This window comes from Paenibacillus sp. FSL H7-0716 (assembly GCF_038002705.1).
GTDB lineage: Bacteria > Bacillota > Bacilli > Paenibacillales > Paenibacillaceae > Paenibacillus_AQ > Paenibacillus_AQ odorifer.
In genome coordinates, this window is record NZ_JBBODA010000026.1 from 1 (window position 1) to 19,334 (window position 19,334).

The 19,334-nt window shown below is 45.1% G+C and carries 12 protein-coding genes and 1 other annotated feature (1 of these 13 running past the window's edge); of the genes, 7 read left to right on the forward strand and 5 right to left on the reverse strand.

Translation table 11 applies throughout. The annotated features are described in order from the left end of the window. The first annotated feature begins 425 nt into the window (after positions 1 to 425). From MHH60_RS24920 to pulA, 7 genes are all read left to right on the forward strand, one after another. Entirely contained in the window at positions 426 to 962 is a 537-nt protein-coding gene (locus MHH60_RS24920; protein ID WP_076135919.1) for a protease, read from the forward strand. Then, the gene (locus tag MHH60_RS24925) at positions 962 to 2,554 is read left to right on the forward strand and encodes a flotillin family protein (RefSeq protein ID WP_269473484.1); all 1,593 of its coding nucleotides are present in this window, start codon (positions 962 to 964) and stop codon (positions 2,552 to 2,554) included. The genes MHH60_RS24920 and MHH60_RS24925 overlap by 1 nt, the downstream gene beginning before the upstream one ends. Positions 2,555 to 2,964: 410 nt before the next feature. Continuing rightward, positions 2,965 to 3,843 carry a glucose PTS transporter transcription antiterminator GlcT gene (glcT, locus tag MHH60_RS24930; protein WP_076126370.1) on the forward strand — a complete coding sequence of 293 codons (879 nt, stop codon included), beginning with the start codon at positions 2,965 to 2,967 and terminating at the stop codon, positions 3,841 to 3,843. Between the two features lie 265 nt (positions 3,844 to 4,108). Beyond that, positions 4,109 to 6,178: a glucose-specific PTS transporter subunit IIBC gene (ptsG, locus tag MHH60_RS24935; protein WP_076135917.1), complete on the forward strand. Its 2,070-nt coding sequence runs from the start codon at positions 4,109 to 4,111 to the stop codon at positions 6,176 to 6,178. Positions 6,179 to 6,276: 98 nt separating this feature from the next. Next, positions 6,277 to 6,552, forward strand: a complete 276-nt coding sequence (locus MHH60_RS24940) for an HPr family phosphocarrier protein (protein WP_036683569.1) — start codon at positions 6,277 to 6,279, stop codon at positions 6,550 to 6,552. Further along, positions 6,545 to 8,257 (forward strand): phosphoenolpyruvate--protein phosphotransferase, encoded by a 1,713-nt coding sequence (ptsP, locus tag MHH60_RS24945; protein WP_076126376.1) that lies wholly within the window; start codon positions 6,545 to 6,547, stop codon positions 8,255 to 8,257. Before MHH60_RS24940 ends, ptsP begins: the two co-directional genes overlap by 8 nt. A 379-nt stretch (positions 8,258 to 8,636) precedes the next feature. After that, positions 8,637 to 11,024: a type I pullulanase gene (pulA, locus tag MHH60_RS24950; RefSeq protein WP_076135915.1), complete on the forward strand. Its 2,388-nt coding sequence runs from the start codon at positions 8,637 to 8,639 to the stop codon at positions 11,022 to 11,024. 61 nt (positions 11,025 to 11,085) lie between these two features. Here the strand turns inward: pulA and MHH60_RS24955 are convergent, their stop codons facing one another. The 5 genes from MHH60_RS24955 to MHH60_RS24975 form a co-directional block, all read right to left on the reverse strand. Further along, entirely contained in the window at positions 11,086 to 12,699 is a 1,614-nt protein-coding gene (locus MHH60_RS24955) for a sensor domain-containing diguanylate cyclase (RefSeq protein WP_076135913.1), read from the reverse strand. Positions 12,700 to 13,113: 414 nt separating this feature from the next. After that, complete coding sequence (locus MHH60_RS24960; protein WP_111503141.1) at positions 13,114 to 14,286, reverse strand: ABC transporter permease; 1,173 nt, start codon at positions 14,284 to 14,286, stop codon at positions 13,114 to 13,116. Further along, positions 14,283 to 14,981, reverse strand: coding sequence for an ABC transporter ATP-binding protein (locus MHH60_RS24965; protein WP_076135911.1), 699 nt, complete (start codon positions 14,979 to 14,981; stop codon positions 14,283 to 14,285). Before MHH60_RS24965 ends, MHH60_RS24960 begins: the two co-directional genes overlap by 4 nt. After that, positions 14,978 to 16,366 (reverse strand): efflux RND transporter periplasmic adaptor subunit, encoded by a 1,389-nt coding sequence (locus MHH60_RS24970; protein WP_076135909.1) that lies wholly within the window; start codon positions 16,364 to 16,366, stop codon positions 14,978 to 14,980. Before MHH60_RS24970 ends, MHH60_RS24965 begins: the two co-directional genes overlap by 4 nt. A 24-nt stretch (positions 16,367 to 16,390) precedes the next feature. Beyond that, entirely contained in the window at positions 16,391 to 18,952 is a 2,562-nt protein-coding gene (locus MHH60_RS24975) for a hypothetical protein (protein ID WP_076135907.1), read from the reverse strand. 265 nt (positions 18,953 to 19,217) lie between these two features. Beyond that, positions 19,218 to 19,334, forward strand: a binding site (T-box leader) (it continues 169 nt past the right edge of the window).

Here is a 19,334-nt window from a genome sequence, read left to right on the forward strand (position 1 = left end):
ACTGACGTTATATGCGAATTTTCAGTCTTTTGAGCAAGTTTTCGGACACCAGAGACACTATTGCTTGGAAATGCTCTTATATTTGCTGGTTTCAATGCCAATAGTGGCTATGCGGTCCGATAGCATACCAAATGTCGGATAAAACGGCAAATAGGGTCTGTTGAGTCCGATGGGCCGAAGGCGCGTAAACAGCATAACCCCTTCATACGCGCGAGAGTGTTACCAACAAAAATCAGCGCCTCAGCAACTATTGGACGTCCTTTAGGACAACCCCAGCACATGTAATAAAATAGTGCCAATGTGAGCATGCTTATCCTCTGAATGGAACTTATTTGGGTGAATATCCAAAGATTGTGAAACCAAGGACCTACTTTGTACGTTTAATGTAATATGACAGTCCTGATTGAAGACAGGAGGAAATAAAAATGCAAACGCTGTATTTAGGCTGCTTGGCGCTAGGCGTCATATTTGCCATAGTCAGCGTCCTGGTGGGTGATGTGATCGGAGATGCCTTGCATGGGGTCTTTGATTTCGTATCCGTAGATTTTCTGAATCCCACCGTATTGGCAGGAGGAATAACCGTGTTCGGCGGAGCGGGCATTCTTCTAACCCGGTACAGCGCTCTGGAAGCTGGGGCGATCATTGCTTTGTCTTTGTTAGCCGCCGCTTTTTTGGGAGTACTTATGTATCTAGGGGTGGTTAAGCCCATGGAAAAAAGCGAAATGTCCAATGGTTTCTCAATGAGTGATCTGCCTGGCAAGATTGGGGAAATCACAATTCCTGTTCCCCCCACTGGTTATGGTGAGATTATGGTAAAGTTTGGCGCCGGCAATAGCCTGCATACGGCAGCAAGCTTTGATCATGAGCTGCTTCCAGCAGGGATTAAAGTTGTTGTAGTGGAGGTTAGAGAAGGCGTTGCATTGGTATCAGAATTCGAAAAGAGAAGAGGAGTGGATCTTTAATGTTCGGTATTCCTGAGTATTTGTTAGTCCCTGCTGTTGTCGTTGCTGTTTTGTTTGTGCTAGGTATCGCATTCTGGGCACGTTACAAAACGGTTGGACCCGATGAAGGGATGATCGTAACGGGGTCGTTCTTGGGGAAAAATCATATTTCAGACGATGGTTCTGGTCGTAAAATAAAGATTGTACGCGGGGGCGGGGCCTTTATACTCCCAGTCTTTCAGAAGGCTGAATTTATGTCGCTTCTTTCTCATAAACTTGATGTGACGACCCCGGAGGTATACACCGAACAAGGGGTTCCGGTTATTGCCGACGGTGTAGCGATCATTAAAGTGGGTAGCTCAACGGAAGATGTGGCGACAGCTGCTGAGCAATTTATGGGCAAACCGATTGAAGCACTGAAGAGCGAAGCACAAGAAGTTCTTGAAGGTCATCTGCGGGCCATTCTCGGTTCGATGACGGTTGAGGAAGTATATCGTAACCGTGACCGCTTTGCGCAAGAGGTTCAAGGCGTGGCGGCACGTGATCTTAAGAAAATGGGTCTGCAAATTGTTTCCTTTACCATCAAGGATGTGCGAGACAAACATGGATATCTAGAGGCACTAGGTAAACCGCGGATAGCTGCTGTGAAGCGGGATGCAGAGATTGCTGAAGCAGAAGCAGTGCGGGATGCAAGAATTCAAAAGGCAAACGCAGAAGAGCAAGGGCAAAAAGCTGAGCTGCTGCGGGATACGAATATTGCCGAAGCCTCCAAGGAAAACCAGCTTAAGGTGGCTGCGTTTAAACGGGATCAGGATACAGCGAAAGCGGAAGCCGACCAGGCTTATCATATTCAAGAGGCACGTGCAAAGCAGACCGTTGTTGAAGAACAGATGAAAGTTGAGCTGGTACGTAAGGAACGTGAAATCGATTTGCAAGCCAAAGAAATTCAAGTTCGCGAGAAGCAGTATGATGCTGAAGTGAAGAAAAAAGCAGAAGCGGATCGTTATGCAGTAGAGCAAGCGGCGGAAGCCGATAAGGCGAAGAGAATGCGTGAGGCAGATGCCTTGCAATATAGTATTGAGACGCAAGCTAAAGCGACATCTGAGCAGAAGCGCCTTGAAGGTCAAGCGATGGCGGATGCAGAGCTGGCTAAAGGTACAGCGGATGCTGAGGTTATCCGGTTGCGCGGTCTAGCGGAAGCAGAAGCCAAAGAGAAACTGGCGGAAGCTTTCCAGAAATTCGGCGAAGCAGCGGTGCTCGATATCATCGTCAAAATGCTGCCTGATTTGGCTGGCCAAATTGCGAAGCCGCTGGCATCTATTGATAAACTTACCGTTGTAGATACCGGTAACGGGGAAGGTGCAGCCCGGGTCAGCAATTATGTGACTCAGCTAATGTCCACCGCTCCAGAGATGTTGAAGAGCGTCTCAGGGATTGATGTAGAGGCACTGATCAAGGGGTTGACCACTAAAGCTTCCGGAAGCAAAGGAGCCTCAGTTACACCAGTCGCACCTGTTGCACCAGCTACACCTGCAACATATATTCAGCCATCAGTAACATCTAGTACAGCCAGCGACACTTTAACTTCTGTGCCTGAACAAAAGGAAAATTAGTTTAATGCAATTTATATTGATTTAATTTACTTAAGGTATGACTGGCAAAGCTGCTGGTCATACCTTAATCTTTATGTTTTGATCTGTTTTGATCTAAATTAGACAACATGATAAAAAGCTCCTGCGTTTACAGGTGATTTTTGATGAAGCGTATAGCTTATCGGCATCCCGTGGGAATTATTGTATATATAGACATCGACGCTTTCACTGGTGTTTAAAGATTTTTTCAGGTAAAATAAAAGCCTTTAAGGCTGTTCACTCTGATCTACTAGCTTAGTAAGGACACAGAGTGTTCTTCTAATATGCAATTCTTGGTGTTATGATGGTAGCAAAGCTTGTATTCATCGTACGATCTCTTATTGCGTATGCTGCTGGAAGTTAGGTGTTTAGAAATAAAAGAGGTGTCAAAAATGAGTAGCATAACAGTGGCGAAGGTGTTGAATAACAACGTTATCATTGCCCAGCATCCTCAATATTCCGAGGTTGTAGTTATCGGTAAAGGGATAGGGTTTAACCGCAAGCTGCGTGATCAGATTAATCTATCCTCCGTGGAGAAGATGTTTATTCTTCGCAGCCAGGAGGAACAGGAACAATATAAACAGCTTCTTCCCCAAGTGGATGAGAAGTTGATTGAGGTCGTTCAAGAAATAGTATTACATATTATGCATTGTAGCCGTCAGCCGCTTAATGAGCATATTCATATTGCACTTACCGACCATATTTCTTTTGCTATCCGTCGTTTTGAACAAGATATCCCAATTCATAATCCATTTTTGTATGAAACTAAGGAGATTTATCCTGAGGAATATAAGATGGCAGAATATGCGATTGGACGGATCAATGAGGCTATGGGCGTGGAATTGCCGGTGGATGAGATAGGTTTTGTGGCTCTTCATATTGTCAGCGCACTTAGTAATAGGCAAATTTCTGAGGTTAGACAACATTCTCTCTTGATTGGAGAGCTGGTTGGATTAGTCGAAAATTATCTGGACTATCGAATCCCACGTGATTCACTTGATTACTCAAGACTGGTAACCCATCTGCGATTCGTTCTAGAAAGATTACGCCGTGGAGAGGCGGTACAAGAGACCTCAACCCTGGATGGGCTCATGAAACGGGAGTATCCTGAGATGTATTCGTTGGCTTGGAAATTAACAAAAATTATCGAACAGCGTGTGCGAATTCCCGTGTATCAAGCTGAGGTAAGTTATTTGACGATTCACCTGCAGCGTATTGCCCAGAAAAAAGTGGACGAACAAGATATGGATAAGAATGGTGAAGCTCCTTAAAGTGCAAAAGTTGTAACAAATCATGGTTTCAAAAAAAACGCTTGCTACTTAAAAAAAACGATGCTACAATGTTCACTGTCATCAACAAAACAGAATATCGAGCGTGTAACTGATTCGATCAGGCATGAGTGAATTACAGTATTTTGGTTGTTAACCCCCTTCTTGGGGCAATCTAACGATAACGTTAGATTACAACTTCTATACTGTGTTGCTCATGCCTTTTTTGGCATCTGTTTTAGTGAAATTAATGAAAGGAGTAACCTAAATGTTTAAAAAGTTGTTTGGTGTTTTACAAAGAGTTGGTAAAGCTCTGATGCTTCCAGTAGCTATTCTGCCTGCGGCAGGTTTGCTTCTTGGAATAGGTAACATGCTGGTAAACCCAGACTTCCTGCAATATGTTCCAGCACTGGAGAACCATGTTGTTCAGGCTGTTGCCAACGTATTGATGAATTCAGGACAAATTGTATTTGATAATCTAGCCTTACTCTTCGCGGTGGGGGTTGCGATAGGTTTAGCCGGGGGTGAAGGTGTTGCGGGTCTAGCTGCCATTATCGGTTTCCTCGTAATGAACATTACGATGGGTACAGTTATTGGCGTTAATGATTACGTGCTGAGCCAAGGCGACTTCTCGTATGCCAGCGTATTAGGGATTCCAACACTGCAAACAGGGGTGTTTGGAGGTATACTCGTCGGTATATTGGCTTCGGCCATGTACAAGCGATTCTTCAAAATTGAGCTTCCTTCTTACCTAGGTTTCTTCGCAGGTAAACGTTTCGTACCGATCATGACGGCGGTAACAGCTCTAATCTTGGGCTTGTTACTGACAATAGTATGGCCACCCATTCAACATGGTCTGAACTATGTGTCACAAAGTATGATTGATACGAACAAAACGCTTGCAGCGTTTATCTTCGGAACGATCGAACGTTCGCTCATTCCTTTTGGACTGCATCACATTTTCTACTCTCCATTCTGGTATGAATTTGGTACCTACGTTGATAAAGCAGGAGAATTGGTACGTGGTGACCAACGGATCTTCATGCAGCAGCTTCGCGATGGAGTAGACTTCACAGCAGGGACATTTACTACGGGTAAATATCCATTCATGATGTTTGGTCTTCCAGCAGCGGCATTGGCTATCTATCATGAAGCTAAACCTCAGAATAAAAAGATCGTCGGAAGTTTGATGATTTCCGCGGCATTGACATCGTTCTTGACAGGGATTACTGAGCCGCTCGAATTCTCGTTCCTATTCGTGGCTCCATTGCTGTTCGCTGTACATGCTGTGTTTGCAGGTCTGTCCTTTATGACTATGCATATTCTGGATGTTAAAATCGGCATGACATTCTCGGGTGGCTTTATCGATTTTGTGCTCTTCGGTATTATCCCGAACCGCACAGCTTGGTGGCTGGTCATCCCGGTAGGTCTGGTCCTTGCCTTAATTTATTACTTCGGCTTCCGGTTTGTAATTCGCAAATTCAATCTTATGACACCGGGTCGTGAAGAAGATACGAATGAAGAAGAAGAAGTGAATACGGAGTCTGTCTCCAGAGCAGGTGATGATCTGCCGCGGAACATTTTGTCTGCTCTAGGTGGTAAAGAAAACATCACTCATCTAGATGCTTGTATTACCCGCCTTCGTGTTGAAGTTAAAGATAAGGCAGGCGTAGACAAGAACCGTCTTAAGAAACTTGGTGCATCAGGTGTGCTCGAAGTGGGTAATAACGTTCAAGCGATTTTTGGCACACGTTCAGATACGATTAAATCGCAGATCCAAGATGTGATTAACGGAAAGACACCTGCGGCTTCAGCAGCTCCAGTAGTGGTTACTCCAGAGCCAGAAGAAGAACAACAGGCAGGTGAAGCTGGTGAAGCGATTATCAAGGAAGATATCGTATCTCCAGTAAACGGTGAATTGTTGGATATCACAGAGGTACCAGATCCAGTATTCTCCCAAAAAATGACGGGCGACGGCTTCGCGTTCCTATCCGAAGATGGGAAGATTGCTTCACCGGTTTACGGTAAGGTATTTAACGTGTTCCCGAGCAAACATGCCATCGGTATTATGTCTGACGGAGGCAAGGAAGTGCTTGTTCATATTGGGGTTAATACGGTTAAGCTTAAAGGTCAAGGCTTCACAGTATTAGTTGAAGAGGGCGATCTTGTAGCGGCTGGACAACCGATTATGGAAGTGGATTTAGAGTATGTAAAAGCACATGCACCTTCTGTAATCTCACCTGTTATTTTCTCGAATTTACCAGAAGGCTCTTCTGTAACATTGAAAAAGCCGGGTAAGGTTTCTATAGGAGACCAAGACATCATTACGATTCAGTAAAAGTGCAAGGGCCGATGCTTCCTTGTTTATACAAGGAAGCGAAGCTTTCACTATAAATTTAAAATACTTTAATAACAGAAAGCGAGTTGGATAATATTATGCAAAAAACATTCAGAATTGTCGATGAAGATGGAATTCACGCACGTCCAGCAACTGCCTTGGTAAATACAGCAACAAAATTCAAAGGTACAGAAGCATTTGCAGAAGCTAAAGGTAAAAAAGTAACTTTGAAATCCATTCTTGGCGTATTGTCATTGGGTCTTGAAGCTGGAGATACTTTGTCTTTGATTACTGAAGGAAGCGAAGAAGCAGAAGCTTTGAACGCTCTTCAAGAAGTAATGATTAAAGAAGGGCTAGGGGAAATCCATGAATAAGATTTCAGGAATCGCGGCTTCAGCAGGGATTGCAGTAGCCCGTGCTTTTATCCTGAAACATCCGGATTATACGATTACGAAGACAAGTATCAGTGATACTGAAGCAGAAGTCGCTAAGTTGAATGATGCACTCGCCAAATCAAGAGTGGAGCTGCAAACGATTAAAGAGCGTACTTTGGCAGAGCTGGGGGAGAAGAAGGCTGAGATTTTCGAATCACATCTGCTTATTCTTGATGACCCAGAGCTGATCAATCCTGTAATTGATAAAATCCGTGAGGAATCGGTTAACGCGGACTATGCGCTAAACGAAGTGGCTACACAATTCATTGAGATGTTCGAAAATATGAAGAGTGCCTATCTGCAGGAACGTGCAGCTGACATGCGTGATGTTACCAAGCGCTTGCTGAACCACCTGCTGGGCATTCATTATGTAAGTCCTGCAGAAATCAGTGAAGAAGTAATCGTGATTGCTCAAGATCTAACACCATCGGATACAGCACAGCTTAATCGTAAGTTCGTTAAAGGCTTCACAACGAACATTGGTGGACGTACTTCCCACTCTGCGATTATGGCACGTTCTTTGGAAATTCCAGCGGTTGTTGGAACTAAAACGGTTCTGTCAGAAGTAAATTCTGGCGATTTGGTGATTGTCGATGGTCTGAATGGAGACGTTCTGATCAATCCTAGCGAAGCTGAAGTGGCAGAGTACACTCGCAAGCAGGAAGCTTACGACTTGCAAATCGCAGAATGGAAGAAACTTCGCGACGAACCTACAGTATCAGCAGACGGTAAACATGTTGAGCTAGCTGCCAATATTGGTACACCAAATGATGTGAATGGTGTCATTGAGAATGGCGGCGAAGGTGTAGGTCTGTACCGCACTGAGTTCCTTTACATGGGTCGCGATAAGCTGCCTTCTGAGGAAATTCAATATAATGCCTACCGTACTGTACTTGAGAACATGAAGGGTAAGCCGGTAGTCGTACGTACCCTGGATATCGGTGGCGATAAAGAGCTGCCTTATCTTGACCTTCCGAAGGAAATGAATCCTTTCCTTGGTTTCCGTGCGATCCGCCTTTGCCTGGATCGTCAGGATATTTTCCGTACTCAATTACGCGCATTACTAAGAGCGAGTGTTCACGGGGATCTTCGCATTATGTTCCCTATGATAGCTACGCTTGGTGAATTCCGTGCTGCGCGTGATCTTTTGCTCGAAGAAAAAGCTAAGCTTCGGGAAGAAGGTAAGGAAGTATCAGACAACATTCAGCTCGGCATAATGGTTGAGATTCCATCAACTGCTGTACTGGCTGACCAGTTTGCTAAGGAAGTTGATTTCTTCAGTATTGGTACGAATGATCTTATTCAATATACAATGGCTGCGGACCGTATGAATGAACAGGTATCTTACCTGTATCAGCCTTACAATCCAGCCATCCTGCGTTTGGTCAAAAATGTAATTGATGCAGCGCATGCAGAAGGTAAATGGACGGGGATGTGTGGTGAAATGGCTGGTGACGCAACAGCTATTCCGCTGCTACTGGGTCTTGGTCTCGACGAATTCAGCATGAGTGCAACTTCCATTTTGCCAGCGCGTAGTCAAATTTCTAAATTGTCGGCTGCCGACATGAAGGATTTGGCTGCAAAAGCGTTGCAGCTTGGCACGGCTGAAGAAGTCGCTGCGCTTGTTCAAAGTATCGCTAAGTAACTTTTTACGCATGCATTAATCCGTTTTAGCGTTCTACTGTTTTCCAACTACTATTGCCGACTTCCGATGGCTGGAGGTCGGCTTTTTTATGTTTTTTAACCTATAATTTTCTATAATTCGACCTTATTTACTGTTCACTGTTTATTTTCTTTATTGCGCAGATGTCTATACCGATAGTATTAGTAATGAGCATAAAGTCGATAAGGAACCCAAACCTATAAATATGTCGTACATATAATAGTAAGGATCCATAGGAAGTTTATACTCCGTTTGCCGACTTGCAGCGCTGTGCAAGTATTAATATGAAATAAATTGGTAATATATGGACTTATAAGCAACCCCACAGGTTAGGTGGGGAGCCATAGGATGGTGTTAATTCATGAGTAAAAATTATATAAATGCAGAATTGATGATGGAAGTCTACGAGGGCAAGGATTTAGGCTTGACGTATTCAACGGAGTACAGTGTATTTAAAGTCTGGGCCCCTACGGCACTTGCTGTGTCCCTTGTACTGTACGAAACAGGTGGGCATCAACTGAATACGGAGTCACCTAAGAGTGCTATGGACAATGGTCGTATTGTATATATGCAGCGTAGTAATGGTGGAGTGTGGCAGACCAAGTTATCAGGTGATCTAAAAGGCAAATATTATATGTACCGTGCTGTTTTTGCAGATGGCAATGTGACGGAAGCAGTAGATCCTTATGCAACAGCGGTATCTGCAAATGGTTTAAGATCAGCAATCGTTAATTTGCAGGATACGAATCCAGAACATTGGGATCAGGATGTAGCGCCTCCGTTACAGCATCCTGCCGACGCAGTGATTTATGAACTGCATGTTCGTGACTTCTCCTCACATGAGAGCTCAGGTATGCATTATAAGGGTAAATTCAAAGCATTTACCGAGTTTGGATTAAAGGATTCGGCAGGAAATACCGTGGGGATTGATCATCTGGCTGAATTAGGGATTACCCATGTACATCTGATGCCGGTATTTGATTTTCAGACCGTGGATGAGCTGAAGGTGGTCAATCGGGGTTCCTCCATAGCTAATGTGGACTACAATTGGGGGTATGATCCCCAGCATTATAATGTACCTGAAGGATCTTACAGCACAGATCCTGCCAATCCTGGCTTGCGGATTCGTGAATTTAAAGAGATGGTGCAGGCCTTGCACAGCCGCGGGATCGCGGTAATTATGGATGTCGTTTACAACCATACGTATGCTGTGGAGAATGGCCCCTTTGAGCCGCTTGTCCCAGATTATTTCTATCGCCGCGATTTTACGGGACGTTTGTCGAATGGCTCCGGGGTTGGCAATGAGCTGGCTACAGAACGTCCGATGGTCCGTAAATTTATTAAGGACTCCTTATCTTATTGGGCTTCGGAATATCATATGGATGGTTTCCGGTTTGATCTAATGGGACTGATGGACAGTGTTACCATGCGGGAGATTACGGAAGAGCTTCGGCTAGAAGTGAATCCCAATCTGTTGCTTTACGGTGAACCTTGGACGGGTGGAGATTCTCCGCTGGCCACTAAAACGCTAAAAGGTGTACAACGGGGCAAGGGCTATGCTGTCTTCAACGATAACTTCCGTTCAGCGATCAAAGGGGATAGTGATGGCTTCGGAAGAGGGTTCGTGACAGGCGAATACGGCAAAGAAGGTGCTATTGCAGCCGGAATTAAAGGAGCAATTCATGAGTTTACGGACTCGCCTGTGGAATCGGTGAACTATGTAACTGCCCATGATAATTTGAATTTATGGGATAAGATGCTTATCGTTCAAGGAGGGAGCCAGGAAGCTGATTTTCCGGTAATCGCTAACATGAATAACGAAGATCTGGAAGATGCAGTGGCCCTTGCCAATCCATACGTGAATGTAGATCAGGAGAATATTCTCGGTAATGAAACTGTACGTCGATCCTTACTTGCTAACGGAATTATTCTGACATCGCAGGGGATTCCTTTCCTGCATGCTGGAGATGAGCTCCTGCGCAGTAAATTTGGAGATCATAACAGCTACCGCAGCGGTGATGCGGTCAACTCGATCCGTTGGAATATGAAAAGCACATTTAAGCCCGTATTTCAATATTATAAAGGCCTGATTGAGCTACGGCGCACACATCCCGCATTTCGTCTGCATGGCCGCCAGGAAATTGAACGCTCATTAGAATTTCTGCGTTGTGATGGCGGAATAGTATCGTATCTGCTTAGAAGCCATGCAGGAGGCGATCTCTGGAACAATATTACCGTTGTCTTCAATGCTAATAATGACCGGATGCCGGTATCACTTCCTGAGGTTGCTGATAGTTGGAACGTAGTAGTAGACCATACCCGTGCCGGGATAGACGCTATCCGCAGAATCGAAGGCAATGAGGTAGAGGTGGAAGGGTTGTCGATGATGGTCCTTTATGATGAATGTGGTGAGCCAGCCCCACGCTCTAAAATCATCGAAATACACTATGAACGCCCAGATCAGAATTACCAAGGCTGGAATCTTTGGGTTTGGGATACAGGAATCCAGGATGGACAATGCGATTTCCGTTATATGGAGAACGGGCGTGCAGTAGCCCGTATCGAAGTGCTGCCAGATACCCAATCCATCGGATATATTTTGCGGCTTAATGATTGGGAAGAAAAAGATGGAGACGGAGACCGTTTCATAGATTGTTCTACGAATGGAGAGTTAACCAAGGTCTTAGTTCGGGATCGTGATCAGGAGATTGACGAAATTTCAGAAGATCATCTTCGGTTAAGCAGTTAGAGGCCATACAAAAAGAGCTGTTTCAGGGTTGAATTTTCCTGAGACAGCTTTTTATTTGCTCTTATGGTTTTACAATGGTCTGGTTAGCCAACCCTTCATCCACAAGCTCGTAGTAGAGATTGGCTTTATTGCCACCATGGTCTTTAGAGCGATACATCGCCAAATCGGCGGCACGCAGCAGTTCATTAATACTGCTTCCGTGTTCAGGAAATAAAGCGACTCCGATACTCGCGGAGGTGTGGAAGCTGGACCCGTTATCAACAGACCAAGACTTGTTGAACAGTTTAAGTAACCGCTGCAGTGTTTCTTCAAGCATCTCTGGAGAAGTGAATCGATGCAGTACAACGGCGAACTCATCTCCGCCGATCCGGAAGGCCTGACCTATTCCTTTAACCGTATGCATGAGTTCACGGGAGAGCAGCTGAAGAAATTCGTCTCCAGCCAGATGGCCTAAGGTATCATTTAGCTGCTTGAATCTATCACAGTCCAGCAGGGCAAGCGCAATATTTTGCCTCCGTCCTTCGGGTTGGGTGATAAGGTTCTCCATATACATTTTGAAATGAGCCCTGTTAGGAATCGCTGTTAAATGGTCATAGAAAGCTAGCTTATGTAGTCGTTCTTCGTATTGTTTTCGCTGGGTAATTTCCCGAGATAACAGCATAAATTGTGCTGGGAATTTACGGCTGCCGAGAACAGGTGACACCTTAGTTTCAAGCCATACCCATTGGCCTTCTGCTCCGCGCATGCGCAGTTCAGAAATACGCGGAGTTCCCTGAACAACACTTTTTAATTTAGCCCAGGCAATTTCCGGTTCACGTATGTAGTTGGATAACGGATCTCCTTTTTTAGGCACATAGCCTAGAATACTGGAGTGTGAGGGAGAAGCGTATAGAATCAACCCGTTGGGATCCGTCAAAATAATGAAATCAGACATGGTTTCACCGATAAGCTGATAAAGTGTTTGTTCTTCCAGCATTTCATTCTGGAGCCAGATGATTTTGCGTCCAAGGTAAATAATAACTAAGAGAAACACAAATAAGAGGAGTGAATAAAGAGAGAACAAAGCGCTTTTTTTATCCTCAAAACCATCCGTTACTTGCAAAGCGTAGTTGCCAATCAAGTCCTCTGCTTGATCGAGATGTGCTCTAGCTTCATTGAATTGCGAGTTTAGGGTGAGCGCAGAATATGAATCCGGGTTCCAGCTGCTCTTCGTCCGTTCTGTTATTAGCGTATGCCCTGAATTTTTCCATTTGAAAATGGTAGTTTCGAAGGAGCTGAGCTCGTTTTTTAATTCGGAAAGGATAATTCCACTTTGTTTCATATCACTGTAAGGGTTTTTTATAGCGTTGATATTTGATCTTGCTAGACTTATTCGTTCCTGTGCCTGAAGATTATTATCTGTAAATTCCTGAGTGAACTGTTCACCTTCCGCGGCTGTTAGGTTTGGACCTATTGCGATTTGTAAGGCTACAGCAGCTTGATGCAGATCACGATCGGCGCTCAATATGAGCTTAGAGTTCTGATATATATCATCATAAAGAGAATCTGACAATCTATTAATCGTGTAATTTAAATAGAGTAGCGAGGCGACGCTGATCGCAACCAGAAGGACGGAGATTGCAGCGAAGACATAGAATAGTTTGCGTGTTACCTTGAACTCAAAGAATCCTGCCACAGTCATCTTCTCCCTGTATAAGATGATTAAGAAAATCTATTGCTGCTTAAGTAGAACCTGCAGAACGCAATCTATGGTCAGGCGTAATTTATTTCATTCACTGATGTTTGAAGGTGCTTTTGGGATAAAAGAGGTGTTGTATACATAGTGGAAAAACATAGGAAAGTGTACGTGTGAGTAAATGGTAGTTTCTAGTATATCAAGTATATAGGACGTGCTGCTTATAGAGCAATCTTTACTCAGATAATAATCATAAAGACAAAATTTAAAGTTTAGTGTATGGGCCTATTGAATTATCTATATTCAAACCGATGGTTCCTATTACCCAACTCGATCATAAATGATACCTTTTACAGCTGCTGAAAAAAAACTGCCCTCAGTCATCTTAATGACTATAGGACAGCTAATCATACATTATTCGTTACGCAGTGCGTGAATGGGGCGAAGTCGTGCGGCTTTGTTCGCAGGCATCATTCCAAAAATCACGCCGATGAGTAAGGAAAAAATAAAAGAAATCAGTACCATATCCCAAGCAATGGAAACAGTAAGTGCAGAGTATTTACCCAGCAGCCAACTGCCCGCGACACCAATGCCGACCCCGAGCACCCCACCCAAACCGCTGAGCACGATGGATTCAATCATGAATTGAGCGAGGATATCGAATTTTTTGGCACCAATTGCTTTACGGATACCAATCTCACGTGTTCTTTCATTGACAGATACGATCATGATGTTCATGATTCCGATGCCGCCGACAAAAAGTGAGATGCCTGCTATGCCTGCAAGCGCCATGGAAAGTGTATCTGTTGTGGAATTGACAGTTTCCAGCATTTCCTGAGAGTCAAACACGCTAAAAGCATTATCCGCATAATTGAATTTAGCATCAAGCGTACTTTCCAGTTTTGCTTTTGCGGCTGCTACAGTATCTGCTGAAGTTGTCTTAATGGTGATGGAACGTACGCCTTTGCTTTTTAATTGGCGTTCTGCAGTGCTTATAGGAATGAGTATGATATCGTCGTTGGAACCACTTAGACTGGAGCCTTTTGTTTCTAAAAGCCCAACGATTTTATAGCTAATTCCGTTTAACTGGACCTTTTGCCCTACAGGATTGTCTGTACCGAATAAATCTTCGGCCGTACCTGAACCGATCAACGCTACCTTTTGCCGGTATTCGTTATCAATATCAAGTAAGAAGCGGCCCGCCTGTACATGAAAATCCTTAACCTCCTCATAAGAGGGGGTGATTCCTTCTACAGTTACACTAACGTTGTCCGTTTTGTTCTTGGCTGTAGCATTGCCGCTGATTACAGGTGCTACATTTGCTATGCCCTCTATATCCCCTAGAGCAAGGGCTTCCTCATAGGTGAGAGAGGTAGTCGCCCCACGGCCAGTAATGTTTACAGTGAGTTGGTTTGTGCCTAGACCGTTTAGCTGCTCTGTGATCTGTGAAGTAGTTCCTTGCCCAACAGAAACAAGAATAATGACCGAAGAGACTCCAATAATAATCCCAAGCATCGTTAAAAAAGCTCTAACCTTACTGCTGTTGATGCTTTTCAGGGCCATTCGCATGCTTTGGTACAATTTCACCCCGCATTCCTCCGATCTTCCACGAGGTTGCCATCCTGAATACGAATAATCCGCTCCGCTTGTTTAGCTATTTCCAGATCATGTGTGATGAGGATAATGGTATGTCCTTGCTTATTCAACTCACGTATCATTTGCATGACTTCCTGCCCCGTTCGCGTATCCAGTGCCCCGGTTGGTTCATCGGCGAGTAGAATAGGGGGAGATCCCGCCATAGCCCGGGCAATCGCTACCCGCTGTTGCTGTCCTCCCGAAAGCTCAGAAGGGCGGTGATGCATCCGATCCTCCAGCCCTACTTTAATGAGTGCTTCCTGTGCTAGTTGTCTTCTTTCCCGATGGGGGAGGCCACGATAAATCAATGGCAGCTCCACATTTTCAATGGCTGACAGCTTGGGGAGCAGGTTGAAATTCTGAAAGATAAAGCCGATCTTCTCATTGCGGATCGTTGCGAGCTTATTGTCGGATAACTTGCGAACCTCTTGTCCATCTAGAAGATAACTTCCTTCATCGGAGATATCGAGGCAACCAAGCATATTCATGAGTGTTGATTTACCAGAACCGGAGGGACCAATAATAGCTACGAACTCCCCCAGATCAATTGTAAAGGAAAGGCTATTTAGGACCGTCATGGTTTCTCCGGCCATTGTGTAGCCGTGGGACATGTCGTGAACTTCGATCAGAGGTGCTGAAGCACTCATCTGCCGCCACCTCCGCCACCACCTGGTGCGCTGCCCATACCACCAGCGCCACCTCCGGTGAAGCCGCCACCCCCACTAAAGCCACTGCCGCCGAAGCCAGCGCCACCCATACCGCCCATACCGCCTCTAGTTTCCGTTTCCGTGCTGGTTGTTCCGGTTTTCGTAGAGATTACGGTAGGGATGATCACCTGGTCCCCTTCATGGAGTCCGCTGACAATTTCAATGCTGCTCTCATCATGGAGACCCACTTCGACAGTGACCATCTGTCCTGAGCTATTGCCGCGATTTCTTCCACCGGCAGCGCCGCTGCGAGCATCAGGAGCCCCGCTGGGCATAGCGCCGCCGCGAGCATCAGGAGCCCCGCTGGGCATAGCGCTGCCGCGAGCATCAGGAGCACCGCTAGGCATTGGTGCTTGGCCCTCGCCAGTAGTTTTGGAAGTTGCGGCTGAACCCGCTGCTAGAGGAATAGAAACTGTGTATTTTCCGTTTCTTTCTTGTACAGCTTCAATAGGTACTGTTAATACATCCTTTTTCTCAGCAGTGGTTACTGAAACTTCCGCAGACATTCCGACAAGAGCACCTTCGGAGCTTGTTAGACCTATGGTAACATCGAAGAGGGAGACACCGTTTGAGGCGGTGCCCTCATTAGCTATTTTCGTAACCGTTCCCTTAAATTCCGTATCAGGCAGAGCATCCAATGAAATAGTGGCAGGCATCCCTAGCTTTACAGTAGGAATATCAAGCTCATCCACCTGCACAACTACACTTAAATTAGCATAATCGGTAATGTTAATGAGTTCAGAGCCGTCCATGGCTTTTTCACCGCTTGCAATATTAACTGTCGTTACAGTTCCGTCAATAGGAGCCGTTAACGGATCAGGAGGAAGCATATCTTCTTGGACAGAAGCTATTTTTTCCTGTTGCGCCGAAATGTCGGTTTTGGCCTTTTCAATCGAACGTTTGGCATTGGCCAGCTCATCTTCTGCTGCACCTGATACGGCCAGCTTCTTATATTGCTCCTGCTTGTCCTCAAGATCGGTCTCAAGTGAGGCAAGTGAAGTTTGCTCCTGCTTGAGATTGTCACTCAGATCATTGCCTTCAAAGGTAATCAAAGTCTGGCCCTGTTTCACGAGATCGCCCTCTTTGACAAGAACCTCAGCTACGGTCCCGCTGTCCTTCGTTTTTACTTTACCAGTTTCTGTAGCAATCACGGAGCCGGCTCCGGATACACTAACTACGATATCGCCCTTTGTAACGCTAGCTGTATTAACAGGCACTTCAGCGGCTTGACTGTTCTTATCAGGTAACAATGTATAAACCAGCATTCCTGCTGTGGCTACAACTACTACTCCAAGAGTCCAGAACACTATTTTTTTCTTCTTCATTTCTATCCTCCATAGCTCATCATATTAATTGCCGGATGTATTGCTGGTGTCTGGATCTGTGCCAGAAGTAGAGTTGCTGTTCGAAGTCGTTGATGCCGCCTGATAAGTAACAACATAGGTTTGTGTTCCCAGCAGATTTCGATGGCCTTGGAATTCGTCGTATAGATTCAACCGGATTGCGCCGCCACCCAGTGTTTTGTAAAGGCTGCTTGTGAAGGTTGTGGTGTACGACTTGAAGTTACCTAATTGTAGATCTGTGCCAAGCGTTAATGGTTTTTCCATGCTTTGTCCTAAGGGGTCAATCAGCTCCAACACCAGTTTGTGTTCATAGGTGCCTGATTCATAAAGCGTGCTGGCTGACATGTTGTAGGTTAGGACAGTGCTGAGCGTATCTTTACCAGCGGTGACGGTGGCGGTTGCATTTGTAACGGATAGGGTATAAGGAAACATTTCCACGTTCAAAAGATTGCCTTTGGGCTCCACCCCCAGCTGGTTCAGTCCAAGTGATACCGTATTGATGTAACCCGTCGATTGGCCGCCAGGAGCGGTAAGCTTGCCTTCTGAAACACCTTCCCCGATATAAAGGACAAGATTCGCTGGATCTATACCTAGAGGGAGCTTACTCCAGAGGGTGACCAGGCTTTTTCCGTTAGGACTTGTGGAGGTTTTGGACTGGGTGACTTCGGCTTCATAATATTGATTGTCTTGTGTTTTGTAATAGGCTACGAGCTGAGCCTGTTCGGATTTACGCGATTCCTCACTGTTCATTTCCAGTTCTGTGTACAAGATATTTGAATCTGTACCTGGGTACACGAGAGTCCGGCGTACAAGTAATTCCGCTTTTTTACCTTCAAGCTCAAGATGGAAAGAATTTTCTGCTGCAACACTCTGTACTCGGCTGTCCAGTTGGGTAGTACTTAGAGAAAGGAAGTTAAGCTTACTTTCACCTGAAGTTTCTTGCAGGGTGATTTTTAATTGATTGAAAGTATAGCTATAAGGAACATTTGCTACGACATACACATCAGCCGATTCATTTGGACCGAGGATGGTTTGCGTACTTTCTGAGACAACCTGGGAAGTGCTGCTGATGTCACTTTCTCCAGCTTTGATGACACTTGTAAGCGTAGGAAGCTGAACAGAGGTTGATTTAGTGTTGCGGATGTTGATTTTAGCCACGATCTGGTCTTTGTCAGACCAAGGGAGTCTCTGAATGTTTGCAATTTTGACAACAAATGTACCGTGACTGTTCTCTACCGGGTATTCCGTGTCCTGCCAATTGTTAGTTTGCAGCGTGTAAGGAATCTGATAATAGGCGGTAGGAAAAATAATCTTGCCTTCAGCAGCCGGCTCAGTCATTTGCAGCTGCAATGTTCCTTGGTTGAGTGTGAGTGGTACGTCTGCGCTGAGTTCAATAATCTTTTCTTCAAGCGGTTTCAATGTTAGGCTGGCAAAATCCTTCGTATCCACCGGAAAGCTATACCCTTCAGCGGCTTTAATAGCAAGTTCATAGGCAGGCACATTCACCGCTTTGTTGCCGCTATTTTTGATGCGGAACTGTAGAGTCCACTTTGCGTTGCCATTGTCAGCATAGACGTTAGCCGTTTTCAGCTGTGTTTCGACTGTATTATTGCTGATTGTAAGCTTCTTCGTGACATTGCTGGCTACGACAAGATCCGGTGTTGTTGCAGCGGGGAGGTTGTAGGCGACAACCGGCAACGCTATTTTTAATGAGGCATCTTCTCCGGCAAATTGCAGCGCCATGTTGTCTGTCTTCATATAAGAAGGGATTTCCGTCAAATAGTAGATTGTCTTCTTTTCCTGAGGCTGTACTTTATAGCTGGTGCTGGTGTCATCAAGTGCGAGTTCAAATACAGATCCTCCAGCGGAAGCGAGGTATCCTTTAAGTCCAGTATCACTGAGTACCTTGGTTCCTTGATTAGTGAAGCTAACGCCAACCTTGGCATAGACCTTACCGTTATATTTATAAATTTGCAGACTCTCTGCCTTGGTGGTTACAGGGAGATTGTTTAGGGTGATCTTTTTACTCTGCCCTCTGGCGACAGCTTGTGAATATCCTGTTGGTACGGTGAAGTTCCCTAGCTTTTTTTGATAATCGGTGGTGTTGAAGTCCCATCCGTACAATGAAATTTTGACCCCGTTTAAAGAGGTGGATTTGCCGATGTTTACATAGTAGGTGATAGATTGACTGCTTTTCGCGGCAATGGATTGGATGGTTGCACTGCTGGTAATAGGGCTTCCTTGAATAACTGTACCGCCGCTAGTAGTTACTTTGGAGAAAAAGTCCACCAGATTGAGGCTAGCGTTGCTTCCATTAGAGTAGCTGAGTGTGTATGTAAGAATATTTCCGCCATCCTGAGTTAATAAGCTGACATCCGTCAGCTTTGCGCTGATGTTAGTCTTCAAGGCTATGGAGCCTAGTTTATCCAGAGCGGATACGGAAGCTGTTGTTGCAACTTTGCTGGATGTAGTCCCGGCCGAAGCGGCATGAGCTCCATACGCTGCAGACTGGCTAAGCACAGCTGTGCTTAGCAGCACCGCGGCTACTTTTTTTCTCCGTCCATGCATTTGATTTCCTCCCAATAGGATAGTTAATAGTCTGCGAAGGTGCACCTGAGTGGATAAGCAAGCCTTCCTAGTAATGGAAATTATCAAGCTCCGCTGAATGTTAGCTGAAAAAAAGTTCTGAAAATGGCTCTGAAGCTTAAAGCCAGCTTAAAAGAAGATAAAAATTAGCCTAATTTTGTCCAGCTTGTCAAAACGACAGATTTTGCATATAATAAAGAGACATATCTCTTGTAGTAAAGAGATACCTGACAATTAGCATGAATTGTGAAATGCAGTGATGGAGAAGAGTACACAGTGCCTGACTTACAGGGAGGAGACGCCGCGGATTGAGAGCGTTTCTAAGAAGCAGAGCTGTCGAAGTTCACTCCGGAGCAGTTCCCTG